The sequence below is a fragment of the Geodermatophilus sp. URMC 61 genome, assembly GCF_052931555.1.
Genome location: NZ_JBRFHZ010000002.1, coordinates 1,993,457 through 2,017,763, shown reverse-complemented (window position 1 = coordinate 2,017,763; position 24,307 = coordinate 1,993,457). Strand labels below are relative to the sequence as shown.

General features: G+C 76.2%; 22 protein-coding genes and 1 pseudogene. 11 read left to right on the top strand and 12 right to left on the bottom strand.

Annotation, left to right across the window (positions count from 1 at the left end):
- The first annotated feature begins 126 nt into the window (after positions 1 to 126).
- Positions 127 to 999, top strand: a complete 873-nt coding sequence (locus ACU610_RS09280) for a DMT family transporter (RefSeq protein ID WP_446770712.1) — start codon at positions 127 to 129, stop codon at positions 997 to 999.
- Positions 1,000 to 1,032: 33 nt separating this feature from the next.
- Here ACU610_RS09280 and ACU610_RS09275 read toward each other — a convergent pair whose 3' ends face one another.
- From ACU610_RS09275 to lysS, 3 genes are read right to left on the bottom strand one after another with little or no spacing between them, the layout of a single operon-like run.
- Entirely contained in the window at positions 1,033 to 2,067 is a 1,035-nt protein-coding gene (locus ACU610_RS09275; protein WP_446767414.1) for an adenylate/guanylate cyclase domain-containing protein, read from the bottom strand.
- Positions 2,064 to 3,464, bottom strand: a complete 1,401-nt coding sequence (locus ACU610_RS09270; protein WP_446767413.1) for an APC family permease — start codon at positions 3,462 to 3,464, stop codon at positions 2,064 to 2,066. Before ACU610_RS09270 ends, ACU610_RS09275 begins: the two co-directional genes overlap by 4 nt.
- A 56-nt stretch (positions 3,465 to 3,520) precedes the next feature.
- On the bottom strand, positions 3,521 to 6,937 hold the full coding sequence (gene lysS / locus ACU610_RS09265) for a lysine--tRNA ligase (protein ID WP_446767412.1): 3,417 nt from the start codon (positions 6,935 to 6,937) through the stop codon (positions 3,521 to 3,523).
- Positions 6,938 to 7,116: 179 nt separating this feature from the next.
- Between lysS and ACU610_RS09260 the strand changes: the two genes are divergently transcribed.
- Positions 7,117 to 7,608 (top strand): copper chaperone PCu(A)C, encoded by a 492-nt coding sequence (locus ACU610_RS09260; RefSeq protein ID WP_446767411.1) that lies wholly within the window; start codon positions 7,117 to 7,119, stop codon positions 7,606 to 7,608.
- A 64-nt stretch (positions 7,609 to 7,672) separates the two neighbouring features.
- On the opposite strand, the gene ACU610_RS09255 is transcribed toward ACU610_RS09260, so the two are convergent.
- The gene (locus ACU610_RS09255; protein WP_446767410.1) at positions 7,673 to 8,212 is read right to left on the bottom strand and encodes a putative immunity protein; all 540 of its coding nucleotides are present in this window, start codon (positions 8,210 to 8,212) and stop codon (positions 7,673 to 7,675) included.
- A gap of 213 nt (positions 8,213 to 8,425) precedes the next feature.
- On the opposite strand from ACU610_RS09255, the gene ACU610_RS09250 reads away from it, so the two are divergent.
- On the top strand, positions 8,426 to 9,049 hold the full coding sequence (locus ACU610_RS09250; RefSeq protein WP_446767409.1) for a hypothetical protein: 624 nt from the start codon (positions 8,426 to 8,428) through the stop codon (positions 9,047 to 9,049).
- Positions 9,050 to 9,160: 111 nt separating this feature from the next.
- Here the strand turns inward: ACU610_RS09250 and ACU610_RS09245 are convergent, their stop codons facing one another.
- Together ACU610_RS09245 and ACU610_RS09240 are read right to left on the bottom strand one after the other, a co-directional pair.
- Positions 9,161 to 10,171 carry an LLM class flavin-dependent oxidoreductase gene (locus ACU610_RS09245; RefSeq protein WP_446767408.1) on the bottom strand — a complete coding sequence of 337 codons (1,011 nt, stop codon included), beginning with the start codon at positions 10,169 to 10,171 and terminating at the stop codon, positions 9,161 to 9,163.
- A gap of 218 nt (positions 10,172 to 10,389) precedes the next feature.
- On the bottom strand, positions 10,390 to 11,352 hold the full coding sequence (locus tag ACU610_RS09240) for an asparaginase (RefSeq protein WP_446767407.1): 963 nt from the start codon (positions 11,350 to 11,352) through the stop codon (positions 10,390 to 10,392).
- A 382-nt stretch (positions 11,353 to 11,734) separates the two neighbouring features.
- On the opposite strand from ACU610_RS09240, the gene ACU610_RS09235 reads away from it, so the two are divergent.
- The 3 genes and pseudogenes from ACU610_RS09235 (at position 11,735) to ACU610_RS09225 (ending at position 14,866) form a co-directional block, all read left to right on the top strand.
- On the top strand, positions 11,735 to 13,132 hold the full coding sequence (locus ACU610_RS09235) for a ferredoxin reductase family protein (RefSeq protein WP_446767406.1): 1,398 nt from the start codon (positions 11,735 to 11,737) through the stop codon (positions 13,130 to 13,132).
- A gap of 169 nt (positions 13,133 to 13,301) precedes the next feature.
- A pseudogene (locus ACU610_RS09230) lies at positions 13,302 to 14,377 on the top strand (AMP-binding protein); the annotation flags it as partial.
- A 45-nt stretch (positions 14,378 to 14,422) separates the two neighbouring features.
- Entirely contained in the window at positions 14,423 to 14,866 is a 444-nt protein-coding gene (locus ACU610_RS09225; protein WP_446770711.1) for an AMP-binding enzyme, read from the top strand.
- Between the two features lie 7 nt (positions 14,867 to 14,873).
- Here the strand turns inward: ACU610_RS09225 and nthA are convergent, their stop codons facing one another.
- The 3 genes from nthA to ACU610_RS09210 are packed head-to-tail and all read right to left on the bottom strand — an operon-like array spanning position 14,874 to position 16,058.
- The gene (nthA, locus tag ACU610_RS09220; protein WP_446767405.1) at positions 14,874 to 15,467 is read right to left on the bottom strand and encodes a nitrile hydratase subunit alpha; all 594 of its coding nucleotides are present in this window, start codon (positions 15,465 to 15,467) and stop codon (positions 14,874 to 14,876) included.
- Positions 15,464 to 15,754: an SH3-like domain-containing protein gene (locus tag ACU610_RS09215; RefSeq protein ID WP_446767404.1), complete on the bottom strand. Its 291-nt coding sequence runs from the start codon at positions 15,752 to 15,754 to the stop codon at positions 15,464 to 15,466. Before ACU610_RS09215 ends, nthA begins: the two co-directional genes overlap by 4 nt.
- The gene (locus ACU610_RS09210) at positions 15,747 to 16,058 is read right to left on the bottom strand and encodes a hypothetical protein (RefSeq protein WP_446770710.1); all 312 of its coding nucleotides are present in this window, start codon (positions 16,056 to 16,058) and stop codon (positions 15,747 to 15,749) included. The genes ACU610_RS09215 and ACU610_RS09210 overlap by 8 nt, the downstream gene beginning before the upstream one ends.
- A 123-nt stretch (positions 16,059 to 16,181) precedes the next feature.
- Here ACU610_RS09210 and ggt point away from each other — a divergent pair, with 123 nt between their 5' ends.
- Positions 16,182 to 17,993, top strand: coding sequence for a gamma-glutamyltransferase (gene ggt, locus ACU610_RS09205; RefSeq protein WP_446767403.1), 1,812 nt, complete (start codon positions 16,182 to 16,184; stop codon positions 17,991 to 17,993).
- Positions 17,994 to 18,002: 9 nt separating this feature from the next.
- On the opposite strand, the gene ACU610_RS09200 is transcribed toward ggt, so the two are convergent.
- Entirely contained in the window at positions 18,003 to 19,556 is a 1,554-nt protein-coding gene (locus ACU610_RS09200) for a DUF6297 family protein (RefSeq protein WP_446767402.1), read from the bottom strand.
- A gap of 3 nt (positions 19,557 to 19,559) precedes the next feature.
- Entirely contained in the window at positions 19,560 to 20,258 is a 699-nt protein-coding gene (locus ACU610_RS09195) for an ABC transporter ATP-binding protein (protein WP_446767401.1), read from the bottom strand.
- 112 nt (positions 20,259 to 20,370) lie between these two features.
- Here ACU610_RS09195 and ACU610_RS09190 point away from each other — a divergent pair, with 112 nt between their 5' ends.
- The 3 genes from ACU610_RS09190 to ACU610_RS09180 all read left to right on the top strand — a co-directional run bounded on the left by ACU610_RS09190 (position 20,371) and on the right by ACU610_RS09180 (position 22,237).
- Positions 20,371 to 21,168 (top strand): alpha/beta fold hydrolase, encoded by a 798-nt coding sequence (locus tag ACU610_RS09190; protein WP_446767400.1) that lies wholly within the window; start codon positions 20,371 to 20,373, stop codon positions 21,166 to 21,168.
- A gap of 46 nt (positions 21,169 to 21,214) precedes the next feature.
- On the top strand, positions 21,215 to 21,610 hold the full coding sequence (locus tag ACU610_RS09185; protein WP_446767399.1) for a DUF6221 family protein: 396 nt from the start codon (positions 21,215 to 21,217) through the stop codon (positions 21,608 to 21,610).
- A gap of 66 nt (positions 21,611 to 21,676) precedes the next feature.
- Entirely contained in the window at positions 21,677 to 22,237 is a 561-nt protein-coding gene (locus ACU610_RS09180) for a dihydrofolate reductase family protein (protein ID WP_446767398.1), read from the top strand.
- A gap of 42 nt (positions 22,238 to 22,279) precedes the next feature.
- On the opposite strand, the gene ACU610_RS09175 is transcribed toward ACU610_RS09180, so the two are convergent.
- Positions 22,280 to 23,176, bottom strand: coding sequence for an alpha/beta hydrolase (locus ACU610_RS09175; protein WP_446770709.1), 897 nt, complete (start codon positions 23,174 to 23,176; stop codon positions 22,280 to 22,282).
- Between the two features lie 214 nt (positions 23,177 to 23,390).
- Here ACU610_RS09175 and ACU610_RS09170 point away from each other — a divergent pair, with 214 nt between their 5' ends.
- On the top strand, positions 23,391 to 24,212 hold the full coding sequence (locus tag ACU610_RS09170; protein ID WP_446767397.1) for an SDR family NAD(P)-dependent oxidoreductase: 822 nt from the start codon (positions 23,391 to 23,393) through the stop codon (positions 24,210 to 24,212).
- Positions 24,213 to 24,307: the final 95 nt, after the last annotated feature.

Genomic DNA, 24,307 nt, shown 5'->3' with positions numbered 1-24,307 from the left:
GCGCCGCCGGAGACCGGTCGGCACCGCTCGGTGTCCGGAGCTCGCGGGTCGTTCCGGGTGGCGAGGGGACCGACCGGTTCCGTGAGGCCGCGCAAGGGGTTCCCGGGCCCGGCGCGGCCCGGGAGCATGGGCGCGGTGGACGGACTGGCCGCGGTGCTCGCGCTGCTCGCCGCCGTCCTGTTCGCGGTGGCCTCGGCGGTGCAGCAACGCACGGCCGCCGACGTCCCCCAGGCGCAGGCCCGCGGCGGCCGGCTGCTGCTCGCCCTGGCCCGCAGCCCGCGGTGGTGGGCCGGGACGCTCTGCGACACCGCGGGGTTCGCGGCCCAGGCTGCGGCGCTGGGCCTGGGCTCGCTGCTGCTGGTGCAGCCGCTGCTGGTCACGACGCTGCTGGTCGCTCTGCCGCTGGGCGCCCGCTGGGGCGGCCGGCGGCTGCGCCGGTCGGACTGGGTCTGGGCGGCGTTGCTCGTGCTCGCCCTCGCCGTCTTCGCCCTGGTGGGGGAGCCGACCGCGGGCGTCGACCGGGCCGGCTGGCGGCCGTGGCTGCCGGCATGGGTGCTCCTCGGCCTGCTCGTCGGCGGCTGCCTGGCCGGCGCCGTGGCCCGCCGGGGGACGGCGCGGGCGGTGCTGCTCGCCGTCGCCGCGGGTGTGGCCTACGGCGTCGGCGCGGCGCTGACCAAGGGCGTGGTGAGCCTGCTCGACGACGGGCTGCTGGCCCTGCTCACCGGCTGGGAGACCTGGCTGCTGGCCCTCGCGATGGGCGGCGGCACGCTGCTGCAGCAGTCGGCCTACCAGGCCGGCGCCCTCGAGGCGTCGCTGCCCGCGGTGACCGTGGGGGAGCCGGTGGTCGCCGTCGCGCTGGGGATCGCGGTGCTGGGCGAGCGGCTGCAGGCCGACGGCGTGGAGTGGGCGCTGGTCGGCGTCCTCGTCCTGGTCATGGTGGCCGCGACGGTGGCGCTGGCCCGGGCCTCGGCGCGGGACGCCGCCCTCATCCCCACGTGAGCGAGGACCCCGTGCTCCCCGCCCTCCGCGGGCTCAGGGCGGCACCGGTGGGTCCTCGTCGGCGTCGCGGCGGCTGACCAGCCACGGTTGCAGGTCCTCGAAGCCGCGCACCGAGCGGCGCTGCAGCGGCTCGATCCGGTAGCCGGGGTGCCGCCGCAGCCTGGCGGCCAGCTCGCGGTCGACGAGCACGCTGCCGGCGCGGGCCACCGTGGTCAGCCGGCTGGCCAGGTTCACCACGGTCGAGTACACGTCCCCGAGCCGGGTGAGCACCCGGCCGTGCGCCAGGCCGACCCGCAGCGGCGGCCGGTCCCCGGCCGCCCACCGCTCCGGCAGGGACAGGGCGATCTCCGCGGCGGCGGCCGGGTCGGTCGCGGTGAACAGCACCCCGTCGCCGACGGTCTTCACCACCCGCCCGCCGCCGCGCGCGACGACCTCGGCGGCGGTCGCCTCGAAGTCCTCGACCATGACGCCCAGCTCCGCGCCGCTCATGCCGCGCGTGCGGGTGGTGTAGCCGACCAGGTCGGCGAAGCCGACGGCCAGCTCGCGGATCCCGTCGCCGGGCGGTGCGGCCGGCGCCCGCTCGAGCGCGGCGGCCAGGTGGCGGCGCCAGACGTGGTCCTGCACCTGGCGCAGCCGCGACAACAGCGCGTCGGCCTCGGGGGGTCCGTCCTGGGTCGAGTCGTCCGGTTGCGCGGTGCCGTCGCGGGCGAGGGCGCCGGCGAGCAGGGGAGCCTGCCAGTCGGCCAGCCGCGCCAGCGGCTGCGCCAGCGCACGCGCGAACGACGCCTCGGTGCCCGGAGCGGCGGACCCGGCGTCGGCGAGGTCCGACAGGGTCTGCAGCGCGGCGACGTCGTCGTCGGTGAACACCACGTCGTCCTCCGCGGCCTCGGGGAAGCCCAGGGCGTGCCACAGTCGCCGGAAGCGGTCCGGCGGCAGTCCGGACAGCTGGGCCACCTGCGCCCGGGTGAACCGGCGACGGCCGCCCAGCAGCAGCCGGTCGACCGGCGCGTCGGTCGGGTCGAGACGCGCCTCCCCCTCGTCGTGCACCCTCCCGAGTGTGCGGCTCACCCCGGGACGGCGCTGCGCCGGCGCTCCAGCAGGGCGAAGACGAACGGCGGCAACGACAGCACCACGGTCGCCAGCGCGAGCAGCAGCACGTAGACCACCGGGTTGCCGGTCTGCAGCTGGTCCGGGGGCACGAAACCGAGCAGGAACGAGACCACGCAGCCGAGCAGGCCCACCCCGCCGACCAGCCAGACGCCGGGCAGGCCGCCGGGGATGCGGTACGGGCGGGGGACGTCGGGCTGGGTGTACCGCAGCCGGATCACCGCGGCGAACACCAGCGCGTACATCGTCACCACCACCTGCGCGGTGACCGCCGAGAGCATCCAGTACGAGGTGCTGACGCTCGGTACGAGCACGAACAGCAGCGCGAACACCGACCCGGCGACCGCCTGGACGACGAGCAGGGCCACGGGGACGTCGTTGCGGTTGACCCGGCCCAGCCGCGCCGGGGCCAGCCCCTCGCGGGCCACCGCGCCCATGCCCTTGGCCGGTCCCAGCACCCACGGCGTCAGGTGCGCGACCCCGCCGAGCGCGACCACGACGGCCAGCGGGGCCAGCAGCCACCCGATGTCCAGCCGCTGCAGCACGCTCGAGAACAGCTCCATCGTCCCGGAGACCAGGCTGATCTCCCGCTGCGGCACGACGAAGGCCATGAACAGCGAGCCCAGCACCGAGAAGGCGACGGTGACGGCCACGGCCAGCGCGATCGCCCGGGGCACGGTCCGGCCGGGGTCGACGGTCTCCCGGGCGTGGAAGCCGGCCATCTCCATGCCGGTGAACAGCAGGATCACCCCGCCGAGGAAGGCCACGTTCTCCAGCCGTACGTCCGGCACCAGCGCGCCGGCGGAGAACGGGATCTCGGAGGCGTTGCCGCGCAGCAGGAACGCCGCGCCCAGCGCGACGACGAGGACGGCCGGCAGGATCGAGCCCGCGATCGTGCCGACCGCGCCGATCACCGACGACGTCCGCACCCCGCCCAGCGCGGCGGCCGTGGTGCCCCAGAAGACGACGAGCATGACCGCGACCAGGAAGAACCGGTCGTTCGCCAGCGCCGGGTCGAACGCGTAGGCCAGCGAGGCGGCGATGAACGACAGCACGGTGGGGAACCAGGCGACGTTCTCGGCGTAGTCGCACCACACCGCGAGCGCTCCGGTCCGGCCGCCGAAGGCCTCCTTCACCCAGGCGTAGACGCCGCCCTCCTTCGGCCAGGCGGTGCCGAGCTCGGCCGCGGCCATCGAGACCGGGACCAGGAAGACCGCCATGGACAGCGCGAACAGCGCGAGCATCGACCAGCCGTACTCGGCCATGACCGGCAGGTTCCGGGCGCTGACGATCGAGGCGACGTTCACCATGGCCAGCGACAGGACGCCCAGGCGAGCCGTGGCGCCCGGCCGGCTCACGCGCGGTCCACCCGGCTCACGCGCGGTCCACCCGGCTCACGCGCGGTCCACCCGGCTCACGCCGCGGACCGCAGCTCCGGCGCCGACGGCGAGGGCACGCCGCCGACCGCCTTGGGCACGAGCAGCTCACCGAGGCCGGGCAGCGCGAGGAAGCCCTCCGCGCCGGCGTAGCGCAGCCCCACCCGCGGCAGGTCGGCGCGGTGCCGGTAGGCCAGGACACGGGGAAGCCACTCGGGGTCGAACTTGGCGTTGAAGTCGTGCAGCGACTTGATCTGGAAGAACGGGTTGAGCGCCCCGACCGCCCAGCGGGCCGCGCGCTGGGCAGGGGTGAACGGGACGTCGTCGGAGAACAGCCGCCCCCACATGGCGAAGTTCATCGACAGCCGGGCCACCCCGCGGGCGCCGAGCGCGGTCGCGGTGGAGGCGATGAGGAACTCGGTCATGCCGTTCGGCGCGTCGGGGTCGTGGCGCATCAGGTCGAGCGTGTACCCGAACGACGGTCCGTAGGCGGGCACCAGGCGGAGGAAGCCGCCGGGCACCCCGTCGGCGTCCAGCGCGACGCAGAGCAGGAACCCGGGGTCGGCGCCGGCGCCGCGGACGTCCTGGGACAGCGACATGGTGAAGCCACGCTCGGGGTGCTTGCCGCGCCAGCGGGCGCTGATCGCGTTGAGCTGGTCGACCAGCGCCGGCGGGGCGTCGGCCTCGGCGATCAGCCGGAAGCGGTGGGTCCGCCCGACCCGCCGGACGGCGGCCCGCAGCCCCTTGTGCCCCGCGCCCTCCAGGGTGAAGCGGCGGCAGTCGATGACGGCCTCGTCGCCCAGGTAGAACGCGCTGAACCCGCGCGAGGAGTACAGCGGCATGCTCGCCTCCCGCGCGGCCAGCAGGGCCGGCGTCCACGCCCGCTCGTCGCACATCGCGAGGAACTCGTCGAGCACCCGCGGGACCGACTCACGGGCCCCGATCGGGTCGCCGGAGACCAGCGCGTAGCCGCCGAGGTAGGTGTAGGCCAGGAAGGCCTCGCCGTCCCGGGAGAAGAAGAACGTCTTGTCGTCGCGCAGGGCGAAGTAGGCGAGGGTGTCCCAGCCGTAGGTGTGCACCAGCCGTTCGGCGTGCGTCCAGTCGTCCTCGGTGTGCGGACGGCGAGCGGCGGCCAGCGGCCGGAACAGCAGCACCGCCAGCACGACCAGCCCGACCACACCGAGCGCGAGCAGCGCCGCCGGGTAGAACGCCGCGAAGAACCGGGAGCCGTAGGTGTACGGGCCGTCGAGGCCGACCAGACCGGCGAACACGGTCTGCAGCGCCCCGCCGAGGGTGGGCGGCGGGTCGACCCGCCCCCGCTCGAACCACAGCGCGGCCAGGCCGAACAGCAGCACGCCGCCCAGGTACAGCGGCACGAACCGCAGCACACGCAGCAGGGACGGCGGATCGGCCGGTGCCCGGAACGCCGACCGGTAGCGGACCAGCCCGGCCAGCAGCGCCAGGCACAGCGCCACGGCGACCGGGTGCGGGCCCTTCACCACGTGCGCCACCGCCCCCACGGCGAACAGGACCACCGCCACCCGCCAGGCCAGCGCCTTCCGCCGGGCCAGCTGGTCGGACAGCAGCAGGAGCAGCAGCCCGACCACCACCGACGCGACCGCGCCGCTCACCGGCACCCACAGCGGTCCGAAGGCCGTCCCTCGGCCGACGAGCCGCTCGTGTACCACGGGCAGGGCGGTGAGCAGCTGCAGGACGCCGGAGAGCGCGGTCAGTCCGGCGAGCACCTGCACGGCCAGGGGGTGCGGGCGCGCCGTCGGTGGGGGTGCCGGGATCGGGCCGGACGAGGGGGCCATGGCGGGCAGCGCGACGACCGAGCCGTCCGCCGTCCCCGCGCCGTCCGCCGTCCCCTGGCCGTCGGATCCGGCCGTGCTGCCGGCGGGGAGCGGGGTGGGGGCGACCAGTGGGCGCACCGCGCCGTCCGGGCCGGTACCGGGGACCTCGGGACGCAGCGTCGGGAACAGGATGACCTCGCGGATCGAGTCGACGCCGGCCAGCAGCATGACCAGCCGGTCGATGCCGATGCCCAGCCCGCCGGTGCAGGGCATCCCGCACTCGAGCGCGCGGACGTAGTCGAGGTCGACGTCCCCGGCCTCCGGGTCGCCGTGCGACTTGGCGCGGGCCTCGGCCTCGAAGGCGGCGAGCTGCTCGACCGGGTCGTTCTGCTCCGAGTAGGCGTTGCACAGCTCGAAGCCGGCGACGATCAGCTCGAAGCGCTCGACGTAGGCGGGGTCGTCGCGGTGCACCCGGGCCAGCGGCGAGACCTCGCGCGGGTAGTCGACGCAGAACACCGGCCCCACGACCGAGTGCTGCACCTTCTCGTCGTAGACCTCCTTCATCAACCGCCCGGCGCCCCACGAGGCCTCGTAGGGGATCCCCAGCCGGTCGAGCACCGCGCGGGCGTCGTCGATGGGCATGGCCGGGTGCATGGTCGCGCCGGTGGCCTCGGCGATCATGTCGGCGAACCGCTTGCGGGGCCACGGCGTCGCGGCGAGGTCGATGGCGTGGCCGGCGTAGTGCACCGTGAGGTCGTCGCCGAGGGCCGCCCGCGCCGCGGCGGTGACGAGGCCCTCGGTCAGCTCCATCATGTCCGTGATGTCGCCGAAGGCCTGGTAGGCCTCCAGCAGCGTGAACTCGGGGTTGTGCCGGGTGTCGACGCCCTCGTTGCGGAAGACCCGGCCGATCTCGAAGACCCGCTCCAGGCCGCCGACGATCAGCCGCTTGAGGTGCAGCTCGAGGGCGATCCTCAGGTAGAGGTCGAGGTCCAGGGCGTTGGAGTGGGTGACGAACGGGCGCGCGCTGGCGCCTCCCTGGATGGTCTGCAGCACCGGCCCCTCGACCTCGGTGAACTCGAGGTCCTCCAGGTGCCGGCGGATCGCCCGCACCGCCGCGTGCCGGATGCGGAAGACCTGCCGGGTGCGCTCGTTGACCTCGAGGTCGACGTAGCGCTGCCGGTAGCGGGTCTCGACGTCGGTCAGCCCGGCGTGCTCGGGCGGCGGGGCCCGCAGCGCCTTGCCGAGGACGGCGAAGTCCTCGACGCACACCGACAGCTCGCCGGTCCGGGTGGTCATCACGGTGCCCTCGGCGCCGACCCAGTCGCCGCGGTCGACGTCGTCGAACTCGGCGTGCCGGTCCGCGCCGAGGACGGAGCTGTCCACGTAGAGCTGGATCGCGCCGGTGCGGTCGCGCAGCGTCGCGAAGGTCAGCCAGCCCTGCCGGCGGATGAGCTCGACGCGGCCGGCGACCCGCACGCGCTCCGTCGTCCGCACGTCGGGGGCCAGGTCCGCGTGGGCCGCGCGGATGCCGGCGGCGGTGGCGTCCGGCGGCCAGCGGTAGGGGTACGCGGCCGTGCCGCGGGCGTGCAGGGCCTCCAGCTTGGCCAGCCGGTGCGCGCGCTGTCCGGCGCTGCGCCCGGCGACGTCGGGTGCGCTGACCACCGGGTCATGATGGGGAGCCCCGCGGCCGGTGCGATCCCCTCGGCCACGCCGGCCGCCGCGGCCGCGTGCGTGCCCGGTGGGTCGCTGCGCTCAGGGGCGGGCGGCCCCCGCTGCGTGTGGTCGAGGCCGGGACCCTCGCCCCTGGTGGGGGGCCCGGCGCGGCAGGATCGTGCGTTCTCGTGCGACGGACTTCACTCATCGCGTGGGCGGCCGCCGGCCTGCTGGTCCTGGGCGGCTGCGACGCCGGGCAGGAGGCCGAGACGGCCCAGGAGACCCCGGACGTCGCCGGCGTCGACGGCACGGTCGGCGAGGTGTCGCTGGACGACGTCTTCCTCGACGCCGAGGACACCGTCGAGGCGGGGGCCTCCGTACCGCTGCGGGGGGTGCTCACCAACGACGCCGAGCAGGCCGACCGGCTCGTCGGGGTCAGCACACAGGCCGCGGAGTCGGTCCAGCTGCTCGACGAGTCCGGTGCGCCGAGCGCCGACGGCATCGAGCTGCCGGCCGACGGGCAGGTGGAGGCCGTCACCGGTGCCGTGCGGATGCAGCTGGAAGGGGTGACCGCTCCGATCGCTCCCACCGACACCGTGTCCGTCACCTTCACCTTCGAGACGGCCGGTGAGGTGGCCCTCGACGTGCCGGTCGCCGCCGGTGGCGGTCCCGTGGACTAGGCGCACCCGGCAGGGGCGTCGGGAACCGGGCCGGTGTGCCCGGGGGAGGGGCGCGGCGAGGCCGTCACCAGCGGCTGCGGAGGGCCTCGTCGAGGTCCCGGAGCAGCTCCCCGACGCGCCCTCCGCCGGGCGGCGCCGCGGGGTAGCGGCGGAGCACGCCGACGACGGCCGGTGTCGCGCGCCGCCGGGCGCGCTCCAGGTGGGCGGCACCGGCCCCTCGATCGCCGCCCGACACGAGCTCGGCCGCGCGCGCCGCGTGGGCCGCTGCCCCCAGGATGTGCTTCACCTGGTGGGCGTCCGCCAGCGGGTGCAGGTACGCGGCGGACGCCGCGCACATCGCGGCTCGCGCCGCATCGCCCGCGGCCGCGGTGCCTGCGTCCCGAGCGGCCCGGTGCGCCGCCCACGCCGCGTCGCGCAGCGACTTCCCGCGTTCGCCACCTCGAGCGAACGCCCACGCGGCGTCGACCGCGTCGCGAGGCCGTGAGTCGGCCGGGCGAGCTCGCTCGAAGACCTTCAGGACCTCCTGCGCGCTCCCAGCGGCGTACCCGGTGACCTCACGGAGGTCCTGCGCGCTCAGCACGATCTCGCGGGTCCCGTCCGCCACGGTGCCAGCCTCGTCCACCACACCGGACACCGGCCACACCCGGTCGGCGGGCGGCCGCCGGATGCGTGCCCGGCGGCATGCGCACGGTCCGCACGCGCCGGGCCGGGTCCCCGCGAGCCCGACCGGGGTCTCCCGGCACCGCCCACCCCGACGCGAGCGAGGACATTCCTCCCTGTGGCGGTGCCGCCCGGCACCCCGGGGAGGAGAACGGTCATGTACGCCAGGACGACCTCGGTCCGCGGCGACCCGCGCGCGGTCGACGACGGCATCGCCCTCGCCCGGAGCGAGGTCTGGCCCCGGTTGGAGCGCATGGACGGCTGCGTCGGGATGTCGATGCTGGCCGATCGCGCGGCGGGGTGGTGCATCGTCACCACCGCGTGGGCCGGGGAGGACGCGATGCGGGCCAGCGCCGACGAGGTGCAGGAGCTGCGGAGGCACCTGGACGAGGTCCTGCGGGCCGAGACCGTCGACATCGCCGAGTGGGACATCGCCGTGTTCCACCGGTCCCGACCGCCGGGCGAGGCGGCGTGCGTCCGGGTCACCTGGATCGACGTCCCGGACGGCCAGGTCGACGGGACGGTCGACGCCTTCCGGATGAGCCTGCTGCCGAGGCTGGACGACCTGCCCGGCTTTTGCAGCGTCAGCCTGCTGGTCGACCGGCTCACCCACCGCGCCGTGGCGGCCGTGACCTACGAGGACCGGGCCGCCATGGAGCGCACGCGGGAGCAGGGCGTCGCGCTCCGCGAGGAGTTCAGCCGGGCGATGGGTTCGACGATCACCGAGGTCGCGGAGTTCGACCTGGCCCTGGCCCACCTGCGCGTCCCCGAGATGGCCTGAGGCACCGCGGCCGGCGCGCCCGTGCGCGCCGGCCCGGCGGCGGCAGCACTGCGTGCCCACGGCCCGTTCCCGGCCGCTGAACGGGCCACCGGTGCGCACCGGCCGGTGCGCTCAGCCGGGCTGCCAGCCCAGTGCGGGGCCGAGCCGGGTGGCCGTGTCGGTGAGGATCTGCTCGTAGTCGGCCGGCGCGAGGTCGAACGGCAGCGCGAAGACGACCTCGGTGACCTCGCGGAAGCCGGCGTGTGCGTACAGGGCCTCGGCGATCTGCTCGGAGCTGCCCAGCAGGTCGCGGGCGAAGAGCATCCGCGCCGGGCCCTGCGGTGCCGTCGTCCGCGGGGTGCGGGCCGCGACGTAGGCGGCGTACCGTGCCCGCTGCTCGGGGGTCGCGGTGTCGGTGGGGATCACCACCAGTCCCTGGGAGACCCGGCCGGTGGGGTTGGCGGCCCGGAAGACCCGCACGTGCGCGGCCTGGACCTCGGCGAAGTCCTCGGACTCCTCGGCCCTGACCACGCTGGAGGTCAGGAAGTGCAGGCCGTGCTCGCCGGCCCACGCCGCCGAGCGCAGGCTGCCCCCGCCGTACCACATCCGGCCGGCCAGCCCCGGGGACTGCGGCTGCACCCGGTCGGACCACTGCTCGACGACGCCCTCCCGGCCGACGAAGGTCGACGCCCGCTCGCCGCGGACGAACCGCAGCAGCCGCTCCACCCGCGCGTAGCCGAAGTCCTCGCGGTCGGCGGTGTCCGGGTAGAGGGCGTCCTTCACGTCCTCCCAGTGCATCGGCGGGCCGACGCTGACGCCCGGGTTGAGCCGGCCACCGGAGAGGACGTCGACGGTGGCGAGGTCCTCGGCCAGCCGCAGCGGGTTCTCCCACGCCAGCGGCGTGACGGCGGTGCCGAGCCGGATCCGGCGGGTGCGCTGGGTGAGCGCGGCGAGGACGGCGACCGGCGAGGAGATGCCTGGCTGCAGGTGACGGTGGCGCAGCCACGCGCTGTCGAACCCGAGCCGCTCGCCGAGCTCGACCATCGCGAGGGTCGCCTCGTGCCCGGGGCCGGGATCGGCCGGGTCGAACGTGCCGATGGTCAGGAAGCCGAGCTGGTCCAGCGGGGTCCCGGGGGCGGGCATGGGGCGGCTCCTCGATCGGTGCGGCGGCTTCCGTGCATCGTCGGTCAGGGCCACCGGGAGGCGAGGTCGCCGGGTGCGGACTCCGGGTCCGGTCCGCGGACGCCGACCTCCGCCGTCCGGACGCGGGGACGACGCGGACGTCACCCAGCGCACGACGTCCTGCCGGTCTCGGGCCGGCCTCGACGACCGTGATCGTCGCGCTGTCGATCCGTCGCTGCTCACAGCCGGCCGGCGAGCACCTGCCCCGGGTCCTGCGGGTCCAGCGCCAGGGCGGCGGCCAGCAGCAGCCGCCCCTGCCACGGGCTCAGGTCCCCGCCCAGCAGGGCGCCGTCGCGGGCCAGGCTCGCCCCGCCCCCGGCGTACAGCGGCGCGACCGGACCCGACGGCACCCGCGAGCAGACCAGCACCGGCACGCCGCCCACCACGAGCTCGGCTGCCGTCGCGGCCACCGGCGGCGGGACGTTGCCCGCCCCGAACGCCTCCAGCACGACCCCGGCGGCGCCGGCCGCGACCGCGGCCCGCAGCAGGGCGTCGTCCGACCCCTGGGCGCAGGCGACGACGTCGACCCGCGGCAGCTCGGCGTCCAGGTCCAGTGGCAGCGCGGGCGGCCGCGGCGGCCGCCCGAGGGGGGCGACGGCGCCACCGGCCACCCGCAGCACCGGGCCGCGACCGGGTGCGCCGAAGGCCGCGCTGCGCAGCGTCTCGACCTTGCGCACCCCGCGGGCGGCGAAGACCGAGCCGTCGAAGGCCAGCAGCACGCCCAGGTCCCGGGCCGCGGGGTCGGCGGCCACCCGGAGCGCGTCGGCGAGGTTCGCCGGGCCGTCGGGGGCCGGCGCGTCGAACGGCCGCTGCGCGCCGGTGAAGACCACCGGCCGCGGGTCGTCGTGCACCAAGTCGGCCAGGAACGCCGACTCCTCCATCGTGTCCGTGCCGTGGGTGACGACGACGCCGTCGACGCCGCCGGCCAGGTGCCCGCGCACCTCGCGGACCAGTGCGCGGACGTCGGCGCCGGTGAGCGCGAAGCTCGGCACCGTCGTCAGGTCGCTGACCGTGACCTCCAGGCCCGGGAGCGGCCCGGCAGCGGCCAGCAGCTCGGCGGCCGGCGTGGTGGCCGACAACCCGCCGTCGGTGCGGCGGCTGGCGATCGTGCCTCCGGTCGCCAGCAGGTGGACCCGTGCCACGGCACCCTCCCGTCCTCGCGCGCAGGCCCCAGGTGACCACGACGCGCCGAGCGACGCACCTCGAGGACGGGTGTGAGCGGACGCACCCTCGGCGCTGACCTGCCCAGCTGCCGGACCGGTCCGTCCCGGGCTTGACGACCCTCCGCGGGGCTCACCTAGAGTCCTCGTCCGGACACCGCCCGTCATGGGGGGCCGCACGCCGCGGGGGCCACGGGGCTCCCGCGTCACGCGGCGCGGGGGGTGGCCCGCCGGAGCGCCCCGTCGCCCGGACGACCGCCGCCCGGGTGCTCGGAAACCCGGGCGCGCTTCCGCCCGAACGCCCTGGAGAACGCCCGATGCACCACCTTGCCCACCGGCGTCGCACGTCCACGGGAGCCCGCCGGTGACGGCGGTCCTCGACCGGCCGCGCGTCTCGGACCTCACCGGCGAGCACCCGCTGCCGGTGATCCGCCGGGCCGCGCCGTCCTCCCGGGCGCAGGCGGTGACGTGGACGGCGCTGCACGCGCTGCTCGCCGTCGCCCCGCTGGCCCTCTGCTCCACCGCCGTCCGGCCCGGTCGCGGCTTCCTCGTCGACCTGTCCGTGGCGCTGGGCTTCCTGGCCCTCTCGGTGATGGGGCTGCAGTTCGCCCTGGCCGCGCGGTTCTCCCGCGCCACGGCCCCGTTCGGCATCGACGCCGTCCTGCGCTACCACAAGCAGATCTCGGCGCTGGCCGTCCTCGCGGCGTTCGGGCACCCGGCGCTGTTGTTCCTCGCCGACGACCGGTACCTGGTGCTGCTCGACGTCGTCGACGCGCCGCTCCGGGCGCAGTTCGCGTGGCTGTCGGTGCTGGCGCTCGGGCTGCTGATGGTGACGTCGGTGTGGCGGCGGGCGCTGCGGATCCCGTACCAGGTCTGGCACGTGCTGCACTCGCTGCTCGGCGTCACCATCGTGCTGGCCGGTCTGGTGCACGCCTTCCTCGTGAACAACTGGATGAGCGCGCCGTGGGTGCGGCTGGGGTGGATCGTCTACGCCGCGGCCTTCCTGTGGCTGGCGGTGTGGGTCCGGCTGGTCAAGCCGCTGCGGTTGTGGCGGCGTCCCTGGCGGGTGGTGGAGCTGTGGCCCGAGCCCGGCGGCGCCGTCACCGTCGGCCTCGAGCCCGCGCACCGGCACGGCGGGCGGCCGTGGTCGTTCACGGCCGGACAGTTCGCCTGGATCCTCCCCGGCCGGGTGCCCTTCACCCCGACCTACCACCCGTTCTCGATCTCCTCGAGCGCGCTGCGGCCGCGCGTGGAGTTCACGATCAAGCAGGTCGGCGACTTCACCCGCTCCATCCGACGGCTGCGGGTGGGCGACACCGTCTACGTCGACGGTCCGCACGGCTCGTTCACCCTCGACCGGCACCCGGGCATGGGTTACGTGTTCCTGGCCACGGGCGTCGGCGTCACGCCCTTCCTGAGCATGCTGGCCACGCTGGCCGACCAGGGTGACCGACGCCCGGTGTGGCTGTTCCTCGGCAACCGCAGCGAGGACCAGATCACCGGCATCCGCCAGCTCGAGCGGCTCAAGGGCCGGCTGGACCTGCGGGTGGTGCACGTGATCAGCCGGGCGTCCGAGGGCTGGCCGGGCGAGCGCGGCCGGATCGACGCCGCCCTGCTGGCCCGCCACCTGCCGCCGCACGCGCGCTCGCTGCAGTACTTCGTCTGCTCGCGCGAGGAGACGGTGCGGGCGGTGCGCGTCGCGCTCGGCGAGCTCGGCGTGCCCGCCGACCGGGTGCACAGCGAGCAGTTCGGGATGGTGTGACGTGCGCGCCGACGGACCGGCCTCGGCGGCCTGGGTGGTCAGTGGCGTGCTGCTGGCCCTCTGCGTGCTCTGGGCCCTCCTGCAGACCTGACCGGCGCGCGCCGGGCGGGCACGGTGCCGACAATCCCCTCACGGGAGACCGTCCGCACCGCGCCCTCAGGAGGACCAGGTGGCGACCTTCAGTTCCGCCCAGCTGACCCCGACCGCCTTCCTCGAACGCTCCGCGCGGGTGTTCCCCGAGCGCACCGCGGTGGTCGACGGGGACCGGCGGTTCACCTACCGCGAGTTCGCCGACCGCTCGCGTCGGCTCGCCGGGGCCCTGGCGGCCCGCGGTGTCTCGCCCGGGAACCGGGTGGCCGCGCTGTGCGCGAACAGCTCGGCGATGCTCGAGGCGCACAACGGCGTGCCGTGGGCGGGAGCCGTGCTGGTCCCGCTGAACACGCGGCTGAAGGCGGGCGAGCTGGAGTACATCCTGCGGCACTCCGGCGCAGCGGTCCTCCTCGCCGACGCCGCGTTCGCGGCGACCGCCACCGAGGTCGCCGCGGCGGTGGGGATCCCGGTCGTGGTGGCCGGCGGGGAGGCCGACGAGTACGAGGAGCTGCTTGACTCGGCCGAGCCCCTGGCGCTGCCGTGCGCCGACGAGTGGGGCCTGCTGGCGCTCAACTACACCTCCGGCACGACCGGCCGGCCCAAGGGCGTCATGTACAGCCACCGGGGCGCCTACCTGCAGGCGGTGGCGATGGCCCTGCACACCGGGCTGAACCCCCGCAGCCAGTACCTGTGGACGCTGCCCATGTTCCACTGCGACGGCTGGTGCTTCCCCTGGGCGGTGTCGGCCGGCGGTGCCACCCACGTGTGCTCCCGCGGGTGGAGCCCGCCCGCATCTGGCAGCTGCTGCGCACGGAGGGCATCACGCACTTCAGCGCGGCGCCGACCGTGCTGACCATGATCGCCAACGCCGAGGAGGCGGAGGCCGGTCCGGTGTCCCCGCGGGTCTCGGTGCAGACCGGCGGCGCGCCGCCCACCCCGACCCTGCTGGCCCGCATGTCCGCGCTGAACATGGACGTCACCCACCTGTACGGGCTCACCGAGACCTACGGGCCGGTGGCGGTCAACCAGTGGCACCCGGAGTGGGACGACCTCCCGGAGGACCGGCAGGCCGAGCTCAAGGCCCGGCAGGGCGTCGCGAACGTGGTCGCCGAGCCGCTGCGGGTGGTGGGGGAGGACGGCACCGACGTGCCCCGCGACGGGGAGACGATTGGGGAGATCGTCGCTCGCGGGAACGACGTCATGCTCGGCTACTACCAGGACGAGGAGGCGACGGCGAAGGCGACGCTGCCGGGGCCCGACGGTGGCGCCGGCTGGTTCCGCACCGGCGACCTCGCGGTCGTCCACCCGGACGGCTACCTCGAGATCCGCGACCGCAGCAAGGACATCATCATCTCCGGCGGCGAGAACATCTCCTCGGTGGAGGTCGAGCGGGCCCTCGACGCCCACCCCGCCGTGCTGGAGTCCGCCGTGGTCGCCGAGCCCCACGAGAAGTGGGGGGAGGTCCCGGTCGCCCACGTGACGCTGCGGCCCGGGAGCGAGGTCACCGACGAGGAGCTCGCGGCCTTCGTGCGGTCGCGGCTGGCGGGGTTCAAGGTGCCCAAGCGGTTCGTCTACGGGGAGCTGCCCAAGACCTCCACCGGCAAGGTGCAGAAGAACCTGCTGCGCGAGCGCTCCTCCGGCTGAGCCGCCCTCAGACGGCGGCGGTCCCGATCAGGCCCTTGCGGGTGACCAGGCCGGCCAGCTCCTCCTCCGACATCCCGTCGGTCCCCTCGGGCCGGCGTGGGACGACCATGTACCGCGACTCGGCGCTGGCGTCCCACACGCTGATCCGCGTCCCGGCCGGCAGCTCGAGGCCGAACTCCCGCAGCACCCCGCGCGGGTCCCGGACGACGCGGGACCGGTAGGCCTCGCTCTTGTACCAGGCCGGGGAGGGGCCGAGCAGCGCGATGGGGTAGCAGGAGCACAGCGTGCAGACCACCACGTTGTGCTCGTCCTCGGTGTTGGCGACGACCTTCAGCCGCTGCTCCTGCAGGCCGCCGGACATCGACAGCCCCAGCTCCCGGATCGCGGCGTTGGCGTCGGCGAGCAGCCGGTCCCGGAAGGCCGGGTCCACCCAGGCGCGCGCGGTGATCCGGGCGCCGTTGGCGGGCGAGCCGCCGGCGAGGAACTCGTCGATGCGCCGGTCGATCTCGCCCTCGTCGACGAGGCCGCGCGCCTCCAGCAGCGCCTCGACGTGCCGCACCCGCTCGGAGATCGCCGAGCTGCCGTGGTGGTCCCCGCTCATGGTGTCCCTCCCTGGGGGTCGGCGGGCTCCAGGTAGTCCTCCCAGAGCTCCACGGTGACGGCGTGGTCGCCGTCGCCGAACAGGTCCGCGGCGGCGAACCGGACGTGGTAGACGGCCTGCGTCGTGCCCGGCAGGCCGCGGGCCCGGTCGTCGGCGAGGGGGTGGTGCCCGGCGACCTCGACCACCCGGCCGACCGCGCCACGGGCGTACCGGGGCAGCCGGGTGTGCCAGGCCGGGTCGGCGGTGCTGGTCCGCACGGCGTCGCCGGGGGCGAAGCGGTCAGGCACCGGGGTCGGACCCGGGGACGGCGAGCTCCGCCGGCGTCGCCAGTTCTTCCCGCGTGGCGACGCCCTTCTCGACGAGCAGGGTCGTGATGGCCGTGAACCACTTCTCGTAGTAGGAGCTCGACAGGTAGGCCGCGGGCTCCATCCGCTCGATGGCGTCGCGGAACTCGTCGAGGTTGTAGACGCCGCGCCGGATCAGCGCCGCGTTGAGGGCCAGGACGTGCGCTTCCCAGTCGGCGTGGAAGGCCGGCTCGTCGGGTTCCTCGGCGATGGCGGGGAAGCCCACCATGCCACCGACGTCGTTCATGCGGCTCACCCGGGGAATCCTGTCCCGTCACGGCGATCCGGTCCAGCTCGTCGGGCGGGCCGGCCGGTGCAGGAGCAGGCTGGGCTCCTGGACCGCGACCGTCCCGACGCCCGAGGAGTCCCCGTGCCGCGTCGACGCACCGCCGTGACCGCCCTGACCGCCGCCGTCCTGGCCGGGATCGCCCCGGCCGGCACCGCGGCCGCCGCGCCCGGGAGCGCCGCCGTCCCGCCGCCGGAGAAGGTGCCCCGCGCGGTCGGGACCGGCGGCGCGGTCGCCACGGTGGACCCCGACGCCACGCGGGTCGGTCTGGAGGTCCTGGCCGCGGGTGGCAACGCCGCCGACGCGGCGGTCGCCGCGGCCGCCGCGCTGGGCGTGACCGAGCCCTACTCGGCGGGCGTCGGGGGCGGTGGCTTCTTCGTGTACTTCGACGCCGCGACCGGCGAGGTCACCACGGTCGACGGCCGGGAGACCGCACCGCAGGCGATGGGGGCCGACGCCTTCCTCGGGGAGGACGGCCAGCCCCTGCCCTTCGAGGAGGCGGTGACGAGCGGGCTGTCGGTCGGCACGCCGGGGACCCCCCTGACGTGGCAGCGGGCGCTCGACGAGTTCGGCACGCTCTCGCTGGCCGAGGCGCTGGAGGGCGCCACCCAGCTGGCCGAGGAGGGCTTCGTCGTCGACGAGACGTTCCGCGAGCAGACCGCCGACAACGAGGAGAGGTTCCGTCGCTTCGCGTCCTCCGCGGAGCTGTTCCTGCCCGGCGGCGCGCTGCCCGAGGTAGGCTCGGTCTTCCGCAACCCCGACCTCGCGGACACCTACGAGCTGCTGGCCGCGAAGGGGGTCGAGGCCTTCTACACGGGCGAGCTCGCCGAGGAGGTCGTGCGCACCGCCCAGGAACCCCCCGTGGCGGACGGCGCCGCGCCGGTGCGCGCGGGCCTGCTCGAGGAGTCCGACCTGGCTGCGTACGAGGCGCCGCTGCGCGAGCCGACCCGCCTCGAGTACCGCGGCCTGGAGGTCTACGGGATGGCGCCGCCCTCCAGCGGTGGTTCGACGGTCGGCGAGGCGTTGAACGTGCTCGAGGGCTCCGACCTGGCCGCGCTGCCGGAGGTCGACGTCCTGCACACCTACCTGGAGGCCAGCGCGCTGGCCTTCGCCGACCGCAACGCCTACGTCGGCGACCCCGCCTACACCCAGGTGCCGCTGGCCGAGCTGCTCTCCGACGGCTTCGCCGCCGAGCGGGCCTGCCTGGTCGACCCGGAGCGGGCGGCGCCCAAGCCGGTGCCGGCGGGCGTCCCGGACGGCGAGTACGGCCCGTGCCCCGCCCCGGCCGCAGCTCCCGACGACGGCGGCCCGGAGGGCCCGTCGACCACGCACCTCACCGTGGCCGACGCCGCGGGGAACGTGGCCAGCTACACGCTGACCATCGAGCAGACCGGGGGCAGCGGGATCACCGTCCCCGACCGCGGGTTCCTGCTGAACAACGAGCTGACCGACTTCACCCTCGCGCCCGCCGACCCGACCCGCCCCGAGCCGAACCTGCCCGCCCCGGGCAAGCGGCCGCGCAGCAGCATGGCACCGACGGTCGTGCTGCAGGACGGCGAGCCGCTGCTGGCCCTCGGCTCGCCCGGCGGGGCGACGATCATCACCACCGTCCTGCAGACGCTGGTGGACCGGCTCGACCGCGGCGCCGACCTGGCCGACGCGATCGCGGCCCCGCGGGCCAGCCAGCGCAACGCCGCGACGACCGACGCCGAGCCGGCCTTCCTCGACGCGTACGGCGCCGAGCTGACCGCCCGCGGGCACGCCTTCGCGCCGGTCGACGAGATCGGGGCCGCCACCGGCGTGGAGTTCCTGCCCGACGGCCGGCTGTTGGCCGCGGCCGAGACCGTGCGGCGCGGTGGCGGCAGCGCCGGGGTGGTGGACCCCGCCGAGGGCTGAGCCGCCGGGTCAGCTCCCGGGCGACCGTCGCCGGCCGAGCTGCACCAGCACCGCCGCGGCCAGCAGCAGCGCCCACGCCGCCTGGACGGCGACCAGCAGCGGGGTCGGGCCGCCGGTTACCAGCGCGGCCAGCAGCGGCAGGCTGCCGACGACGCCGACGTCCACCCCCTGCACGAGCGTGGCGCCGACCCCGGCCGGCAGCACGCCCATCGGGGTGGAGACGACGGGCCCGGACCAGTCCGGGTCCGGGCGCAGTGCTCCGCGCAGTGCCGCGGCCGCCCACGCCGGCGCCGCGGCCAGCCCGAGCAGCGCCCAGGTGCCGGCGAGCCCCGTGCCGACCCCCAGCAGCAGCCCGCTGAGCGCGCAGACCAGCGCGGTCGCGACCAGCGGGACGACCGCGCGGCTGCGCACCACGGCCGCCGCCGACAGCGCGAACAGCCGGTCCAGCTCCGGTGCACCGTGCGCCTCCCGCGCGGCCCGCCCGGCCGCCGTCGCGGCCAGCCCCCAGCCGATCAGGCAGCCGGCCCACACCGCGGGCGGCAGCGCGCCCAGCCCCTCGGTGCGGGCGACGACGACCGGGACGCCGGCGGCGACGGCGAGCTGTCCGAGCTGCCACCGGCCGCGGACCAGGACGGCGAGGTCGGTGGCCACCACCGCCTGCCAGGGACGGCGGACCCGGCGGAAGCGGCGACTGCGCCGGGGTGGGCGGTCCCGGCCGGCCAGCGCGCGGCCCAGCTGACGGGTGTCCAGCGAGAGCAGCGACCCGCCGGCGTAGCGGGCCGTCGCCCCGCCGGCGAGCAGCCGGCCGGCGTCGAGCCGGCCCAGGCCCCGGTCGGCCTGCACGAGCAGGGCCGCGGCGGCGACCGCCGCGACCGCGAGGACCCAGCCCGGCAGGGTCCCGGCGGCCGGGACGCCGACCGGCCTCCCGCCCGCTGCGGCGAGGGTGCCGGCGACCGCGGGGACGACGGCGGCCGCGCCCGCGACCGCACCGGCGGCCCCGGCCACGCCCCGGCCGCGGTGCCGGGTCTGCAGCAGCGCCGTCCCGCCGACCGCGGCGACGGCCGGCGCGACCGCCCAGCCCAGCCCGCCCAGCACCGAGCCGACCGTGGGCGCGGCGGCGGCCCCGAACACCAGGGGCAGCGCCAGCAGCACGGCGACGGCCACCCCGGCGACGGTGAGCCGCGACAGCTCGCCGCGCAGCAGGCTCCGGCGGTCGGCGGGCAGCGGCAGCCACCACGCGGCGGCCGCGGGCGTGGCGCTCACCGGCCCCAGCCGGGCCAGCACGACGACCACACCGGCCAGGGCGAGCAGCGCCAAAGCGGCGGAGGTGAGCGAGGCCGGCAGCGTCGTGCCGGTGACCGGCGCGCCGGCCAGCGCGATGCGCTCGCGCAGCGAGGCGAGGCCGCCGCCGGCGACGGCCACGCCGATCCCGGCCGAGACCAGCCCGCCCCAGGCGTCGGAGAGCCGCTCGCCCAGCGTGGTCCGCGCCCGCGCCGCCGTCGCCCGGCGGGTCCAGCGGCGCACCGCCGCGCCGTCCAGCGGCGCGGCCACCTCCGTCGCCACCGCTCAGAGCTCCGCGATGCGGCCGGCGGCCTCGGCCGGGGCCAGCAGCCGGCAGGCGTCGTCGTCCACCACGAGCACCTCGTCGGCGACCGTCGCGACCACGTCGGCGTCGTGGCTGGCGAGCAGCACGGCGGTGCCGGCGTCGCGCAGTGCGGCGAGCCGGGCGGCCAGCCGGGTCCGCATGCCCGCGTCCAGCCCGCGCTCGGGCTCGTCGAGCACCAGCAGCCGGGCGGGACGGACGAACGCGGCCGCCAGCGCCAGCCGACGCCGCTGACCGGAGGAGAGCGCCGAGGGCAGCGCGTCGGCGCGCTCGCCGAGGCCGAACGCCTCGACCTCGGCGTCGACGACGTCCTCGGCGGCGGCCACCCCGTGCCCGCGCGCGGTCAGCAGCAGGTGCTCGCGGCCGGTGAGCGAGACGAAGAACGCGTCGTCGTCGAGGACGGCAGCGACGTCCCGGCGGAAGGCCGTCGACCGCTCGTCGACCGGAGCGCCGGCGAAGGCGACCGTGCCGCCGAGGGGTTCCAGCAGGCCGACCAGCGTGCGCAGCAGCGTGGACTTGCCCGAGCCGTTCGGGCCGACGACGGCCACGGCGCGGCCGGCGGCCAGCCGGAGGTCGACCGGGGCGCACACCGGGGCGGTCCCGTGTCCCACGGAGAGGTCCTCGGCGACGAGCAGGTCGGGCGAGGGCACGGTGCGGTCCATCGGCGACCAACCTAGGTGCAGTCTGCGATGCCCCCGTCGGCGGCGCGGCGATGAGTTCCCACGCGCACACGGGTCGGTAGACGCAGAGCAGCGGGAGCGACAGGAGCGAGGCATGGCCGAGACGACGTCCGCGGACGGCACGACGATCGCCTACGACGCCTGGGGCGACGGGCCCCTGGTCGTGGTGGTCGGCGGCGCGTTCAACGACCGGGGTACCTGGGGGGAGCTGGCCCGAGCGCTGGCCGACCAGGGGTTCCGCGCGGTGTCCTACGACCGCCGGGGGCGGGGCGGCAGCGGGGACACCCAGCCGTACGCGCTCGAGCGCGAGTTCGAGGACCTCGCCGCGGTGGTCGACGCGGCAGGGCGGGATGGGACGACGTACGCCCACGGCGTCTCCTCGGGCGGCGCGCTGCTGCTGCGTGCCGCGGCCGCCGGGGTGCCGGTGACGCGGCTGTCGGTGCTCGAGCCGCCCTACCGGGTCCAGGGCGCGCCCCCGGCACCGGAGCGCTACCTCCAGACGTTGCAGGGCTACGTCGACGCCGGCGACCGGTCCGGCCTGGTCGAGTACTTCCAGACCCGGGTCGTGGGGCTCCCGGCCGAGATGGTGACCCGGTTCCGGGGGACGCCGATGTGGCACGCCCTGGAGGAGATGGCACCCACGCTGCGCTACGACGCCCTCGCCCTGGGCGGCGACGACCACTCCCTGCCGGTCGACCTGCTCTCGCGCGTCGACGTCCCGGTGCTGGCGGTGACGAGCACGGGGACCGCGCCGCCCTGGATGGGGCGGGCCACCGAGGAGCTCGCGGCCGCGCTGCCGTCCGGCGAGCTCGCCCGCCTGGAGGGCGGCTTCCACGAGGTGCCGGTCGGGGTCCTCGCGCCCGCCCTCGCGGACTTCTACCGCCGGGACTGAGCGCGCCCGGTCCCCCGGACAGCGGTCGACGGCGGGAGGATGCGGCATGGACGCCGATCCCGGACTCGAACCCGACCTCGAACCGGACCTCGACGGCTTCCTGCTGGCCCGCATCGCCGAGGACCAGCGACTGGCGGCCGAGGCCGCGCAGGCGACCGGTCGGCGGGCGTGGGACGGCAGCGTGACCGCGCCGCAGGGCGCCGCCGACCACGTCGCCCACCACGACCCGGCGCGGGTGCTCGCCGAGTGCGCCGCCAAGCGCCGGCTCGTGCTGGCCTGCCGCGACGCCCGCCCCGACCTGCACCTGCTCGGCGCCCGCCCCCAGGGACTGGACTTCCCGCCCGCACCCACCGACCAGCACCAGCTGGCCGCCCTCACCCTGGCGCTGCTGGCCCTGCCCTACGCCACCCACCCCGACTACCGGCCGGCCTGGCGCCCCTGACCCGGCGATGAGTCCCGCCCACCCCCGGGGTCGGTACTGCGACGGAGCCGATCCCCAGGAGGCACGGTGCGCACGCTCGCGATCACCCAGAACACGACCGTCGACGGCGCGGTGGAGATGCTCGACGACTGGTTCGACCCGCAGGGGCAGGCGGGGACGGACAACTCCGACCTGATGCAGGAGATCCACCGCCAGGACGAGCGGGCCGACGCCCTCCTCGTCGGCCGGCGCACGTTCGAGGACTTCCGCGGCTACTGGCCGGGGCGGACCGACGACCCGACCGGCGTCAGCGCCTACCTGGACCGGGTGCAGAAGTACGTCGTCTCCGCGACGCTCACCGAGCCCGGCTGGCAGCACACCACGGTGCTGTCCGGCGACCCGGTGGAGCAGGTCCGCGCGCTCAAGGAGCAGCCCGGGGCGGACATCGTCGTCACCGGAAGCATCACCCTCTGCCACACGCTGATCGGCGCCGGGCTGGTCGACGAGTACCGGCTGTTCACCTACCCCGTCGTCCAGGGCCGCGGCCGGCGGCTGTTCCCCGACGGCGCCGCCGCGGACCGGCTGCGGCTGGTCGAGTGCCGGGGCTTCGGCAGCGGCATCACGTACTCGCGCTACGCCCGGGAGTGACGCCCGCCGCCGCCCGCACGCGGGCGGCGGCGGGCCCGGCACTCAGCGGTGCAGCAGCTCCCCGAAGGCCCCGCAGGTCTCGTCGACGGCGGCCTGCGCCGCGGGGGAGACCGCACCCATGGCGAAGAAGCCGTGGATCAGCCCGTCGTACCGGCGGACCCGGGCCTCCACCCCCGCGGCGCGCAGCGCCTCGCCGTAGGCCTCGCCCTCGTCGCGCAGCGGGTCGTACTCCGCGGTGACGACGACCGCCGGTGGCAGCCCGGAGAGGTCGGCGGCGTGCAGCGGGGACAGCCGCGGGTCCTTGGCGTCGTCCCAGGCGCCGGCGTAGTGGCCGTAGAACCAGTCCATGGTGTCCTTCTCGAGGAAGTAGCCGCGGGCGTTCTCGGTGCGCGAGGCGTACTCGCTCAGCGCGTCGACCGCCGGGTAGATCAGCAGCTGCGCGGTCAGCGGGGTGCCCTCGGCGATCAGCTGCTGGGCGACGACGGCGGCGAGGTTGCCGCCCGCGCTGTCGCCGGCCACGGCCAGCCGGTCGTCCCCGCCCAGCTCACCCAGGTGCGCGGCGATCCAGCGGGCGGCGGCGACGGCGTCCTCGGCCGCGGCGGGGAAGGGGTGCTCGGGGGCGAGCCGGTAGTCGACGGCGACGACGACCGCCCGGCTGGTGCGGCAGATCTCCCGCACCGACTGGTCGTGGGTCTCGAGGTCGCCGATGACCCAGCCGCCGCCGTGGAGGAAGGCGACGGTGGGGAACGGGCCCTCGCCCTCGGGCCGGTACACGCGGGCGCGCAGGTCGCCCTCGGCGCCGGGCACGGTGGTGTCCTCGACCGCGCCCACCGGGACGACCTGGTCGGGGGAGCGCGCCGCGCCCAGCGCCAGGAACTGGGCCCGGGCGGCCTCCGCCGTCCCCTCGTGCATGGGCGGCATGCCGCTCTCGGCGAGCATGGTGAGCAGAGCGGCGATGTGCGGGTCGACCGGCACCGGACCTCCTGTGCGTGTGTGCGCTGAGTCACGGCAACCTATCCGCGCCGGACGACGGTTCCGGCACTGGGGTGTCCGCACCGCCTCCGATGGGCAGGAGGGTGACGACGGCGTCGAGCCACCGGCGTCCCGACCGTCGCCGGCCCTCCCCGGCGCGCCCGCTCCGAGGGGAGCCACCGTGGCCGTCCGTCTCCGCCCGCTCGACCAGCAGGTCGTCGTCCTCACCGGTGCCTCCAGCGGCATCGGCCTGTCCACCGCCCGCCTCGCCGCACGCCGCGGCGCCCGCCTGGTGCTCGCCGCCCGCAACGAGGCGGCGCTGCGCCAGCTGTGCGACGAGCTGAACGCCGGCGGGGAACGGCGGGCCGTCGCCGTCGCCGCCGACGTCGCCCGCGAGGAGGACGTCGCCCGCATCGCCGAGACCGCGGTCGCCGAGTTCGGCCGCTTCGACACGTGGGTCAACAACGCCGGGGTGTCGGTCTTCGGTGAGACGACCCAGGTGACGATCGAGGACTTCCGCCGGGTCTTCGACGTCGTCTCCTGGAGCGTCGTGTACGGCTGCCGGCAGGCGGTGGCGCACTACCGCTCGCGCGGCGACGGCGCCGGCGCGGGCGGAGCGGTCGTGAACGTCGGCAGCCTGTTCGGCGACCGGGCGACCCCGCTGCACGGGCCGCGGGACATGTTCGTGGGCAGCCAGGCCAAGACCACGGCACTGGCCGGCGCGCTCTTCCCCCGGTTGGTGGACCGGTACATGGAGCGCCACATGTGGCCCTCGCAGATGGCCGACGACCGGCCGTCGCAGCCGCGGGAGACGCCGGACTCCCCGCAGCCGACGGCGGCGCTGTGGACCGCCGGGTACGGGATGCACGTGCGCGGCTCCAACGCCGGCTGGCACCGCCGGCGCAGCTACTGGGTCGCGGCACGCACCCACCCGGTGCGCACCGTGGCCGGCACCGGTGTCGCGGCGCTGGGGCTGCTGGCGAGCCGGGCGACCCGCCGTTGACCTGCCGGCCGGCCCGTCCTGGGGTCCTGCTCGCCGCCTGGTTGACTGGTTGAACGCTGGACCGTCGCCGGTGGCGGCCCGATCCCCGAGGAGGA

What these genes read in the sequence shown, in the direction of transcription:
- ACU610_RS09280 (WP_446770712.1), top strand. Translation starts at nt 127, where the DNA reads ATGGGCGCGGTGGACGGACTGGCCGCGGTGCTCGCGCTGCTCGCCGCC.
- ACU610_RS09250 (WP_446767409.1), top strand. Translation starts at nt 8,426, where the DNA reads ATGTACGCCAGGACGACCTCGGTCCGCGGCGACCCGCGCGCGGTCGAC.
- ACU610_RS09245 (WP_446767408.1), bottom strand. Translation starts at nt 10,171, where the DNA reads ATGCCCGCCCCCGGGACCCCGCTGGACCAGCTCGGCTTCCTGACCATC.
- ACU610_RS09225 (WP_446770711.1), top strand. Translation starts at nt 14,423, where the DNA reads ATGCTCGGCTACTACCAGGACGAGGAGGCGACGGCGAAGGCGACGCTG.
- nthA (WP_446767405.1), bottom strand. Translation starts at nt 15,467, where the DNA reads ATGAGCGGGGACCACCACGGCAGCTCGGCGATCTCCGAGCGGGTGCGG.
- ACU610_RS09210 (WP_446770710.1), bottom strand. Translation starts at nt 16,058, where the DNA reads ATGAACGACGTCGGTGGCATGGTGGGCTTCCCCGCCATCGCCGAGGAA.
- ACU610_RS09195 (WP_446767401.1), bottom strand. Translation starts at nt 20,258, where the DNA reads ATGGACCGCACCGTGCCCTCGCCCGACCTGCTCGTCGCCGAGGACCTC.
- ACU610_RS09190 (WP_446767400.1), top strand. Translation starts at nt 20,371, where the DNA reads ATGGCCGAGACGACGTCCGCGGACGGCACGACGATCGCCTACGACGCC.
- ACU610_RS09185 (WP_446767399.1), top strand. Translation starts at nt 21,215, where the DNA reads ATGGACGCCGATCCCGGACTCGAACCCGACCTCGAACCGGACCTCGAC.
- ACU610_RS09175 (WP_446770709.1), bottom strand. Translation starts at nt 23,176, where the DNA reads ATGCTCGCCGAGAGCGGCATGCCGCCCATGCACGAGGGGACGGCGGAG.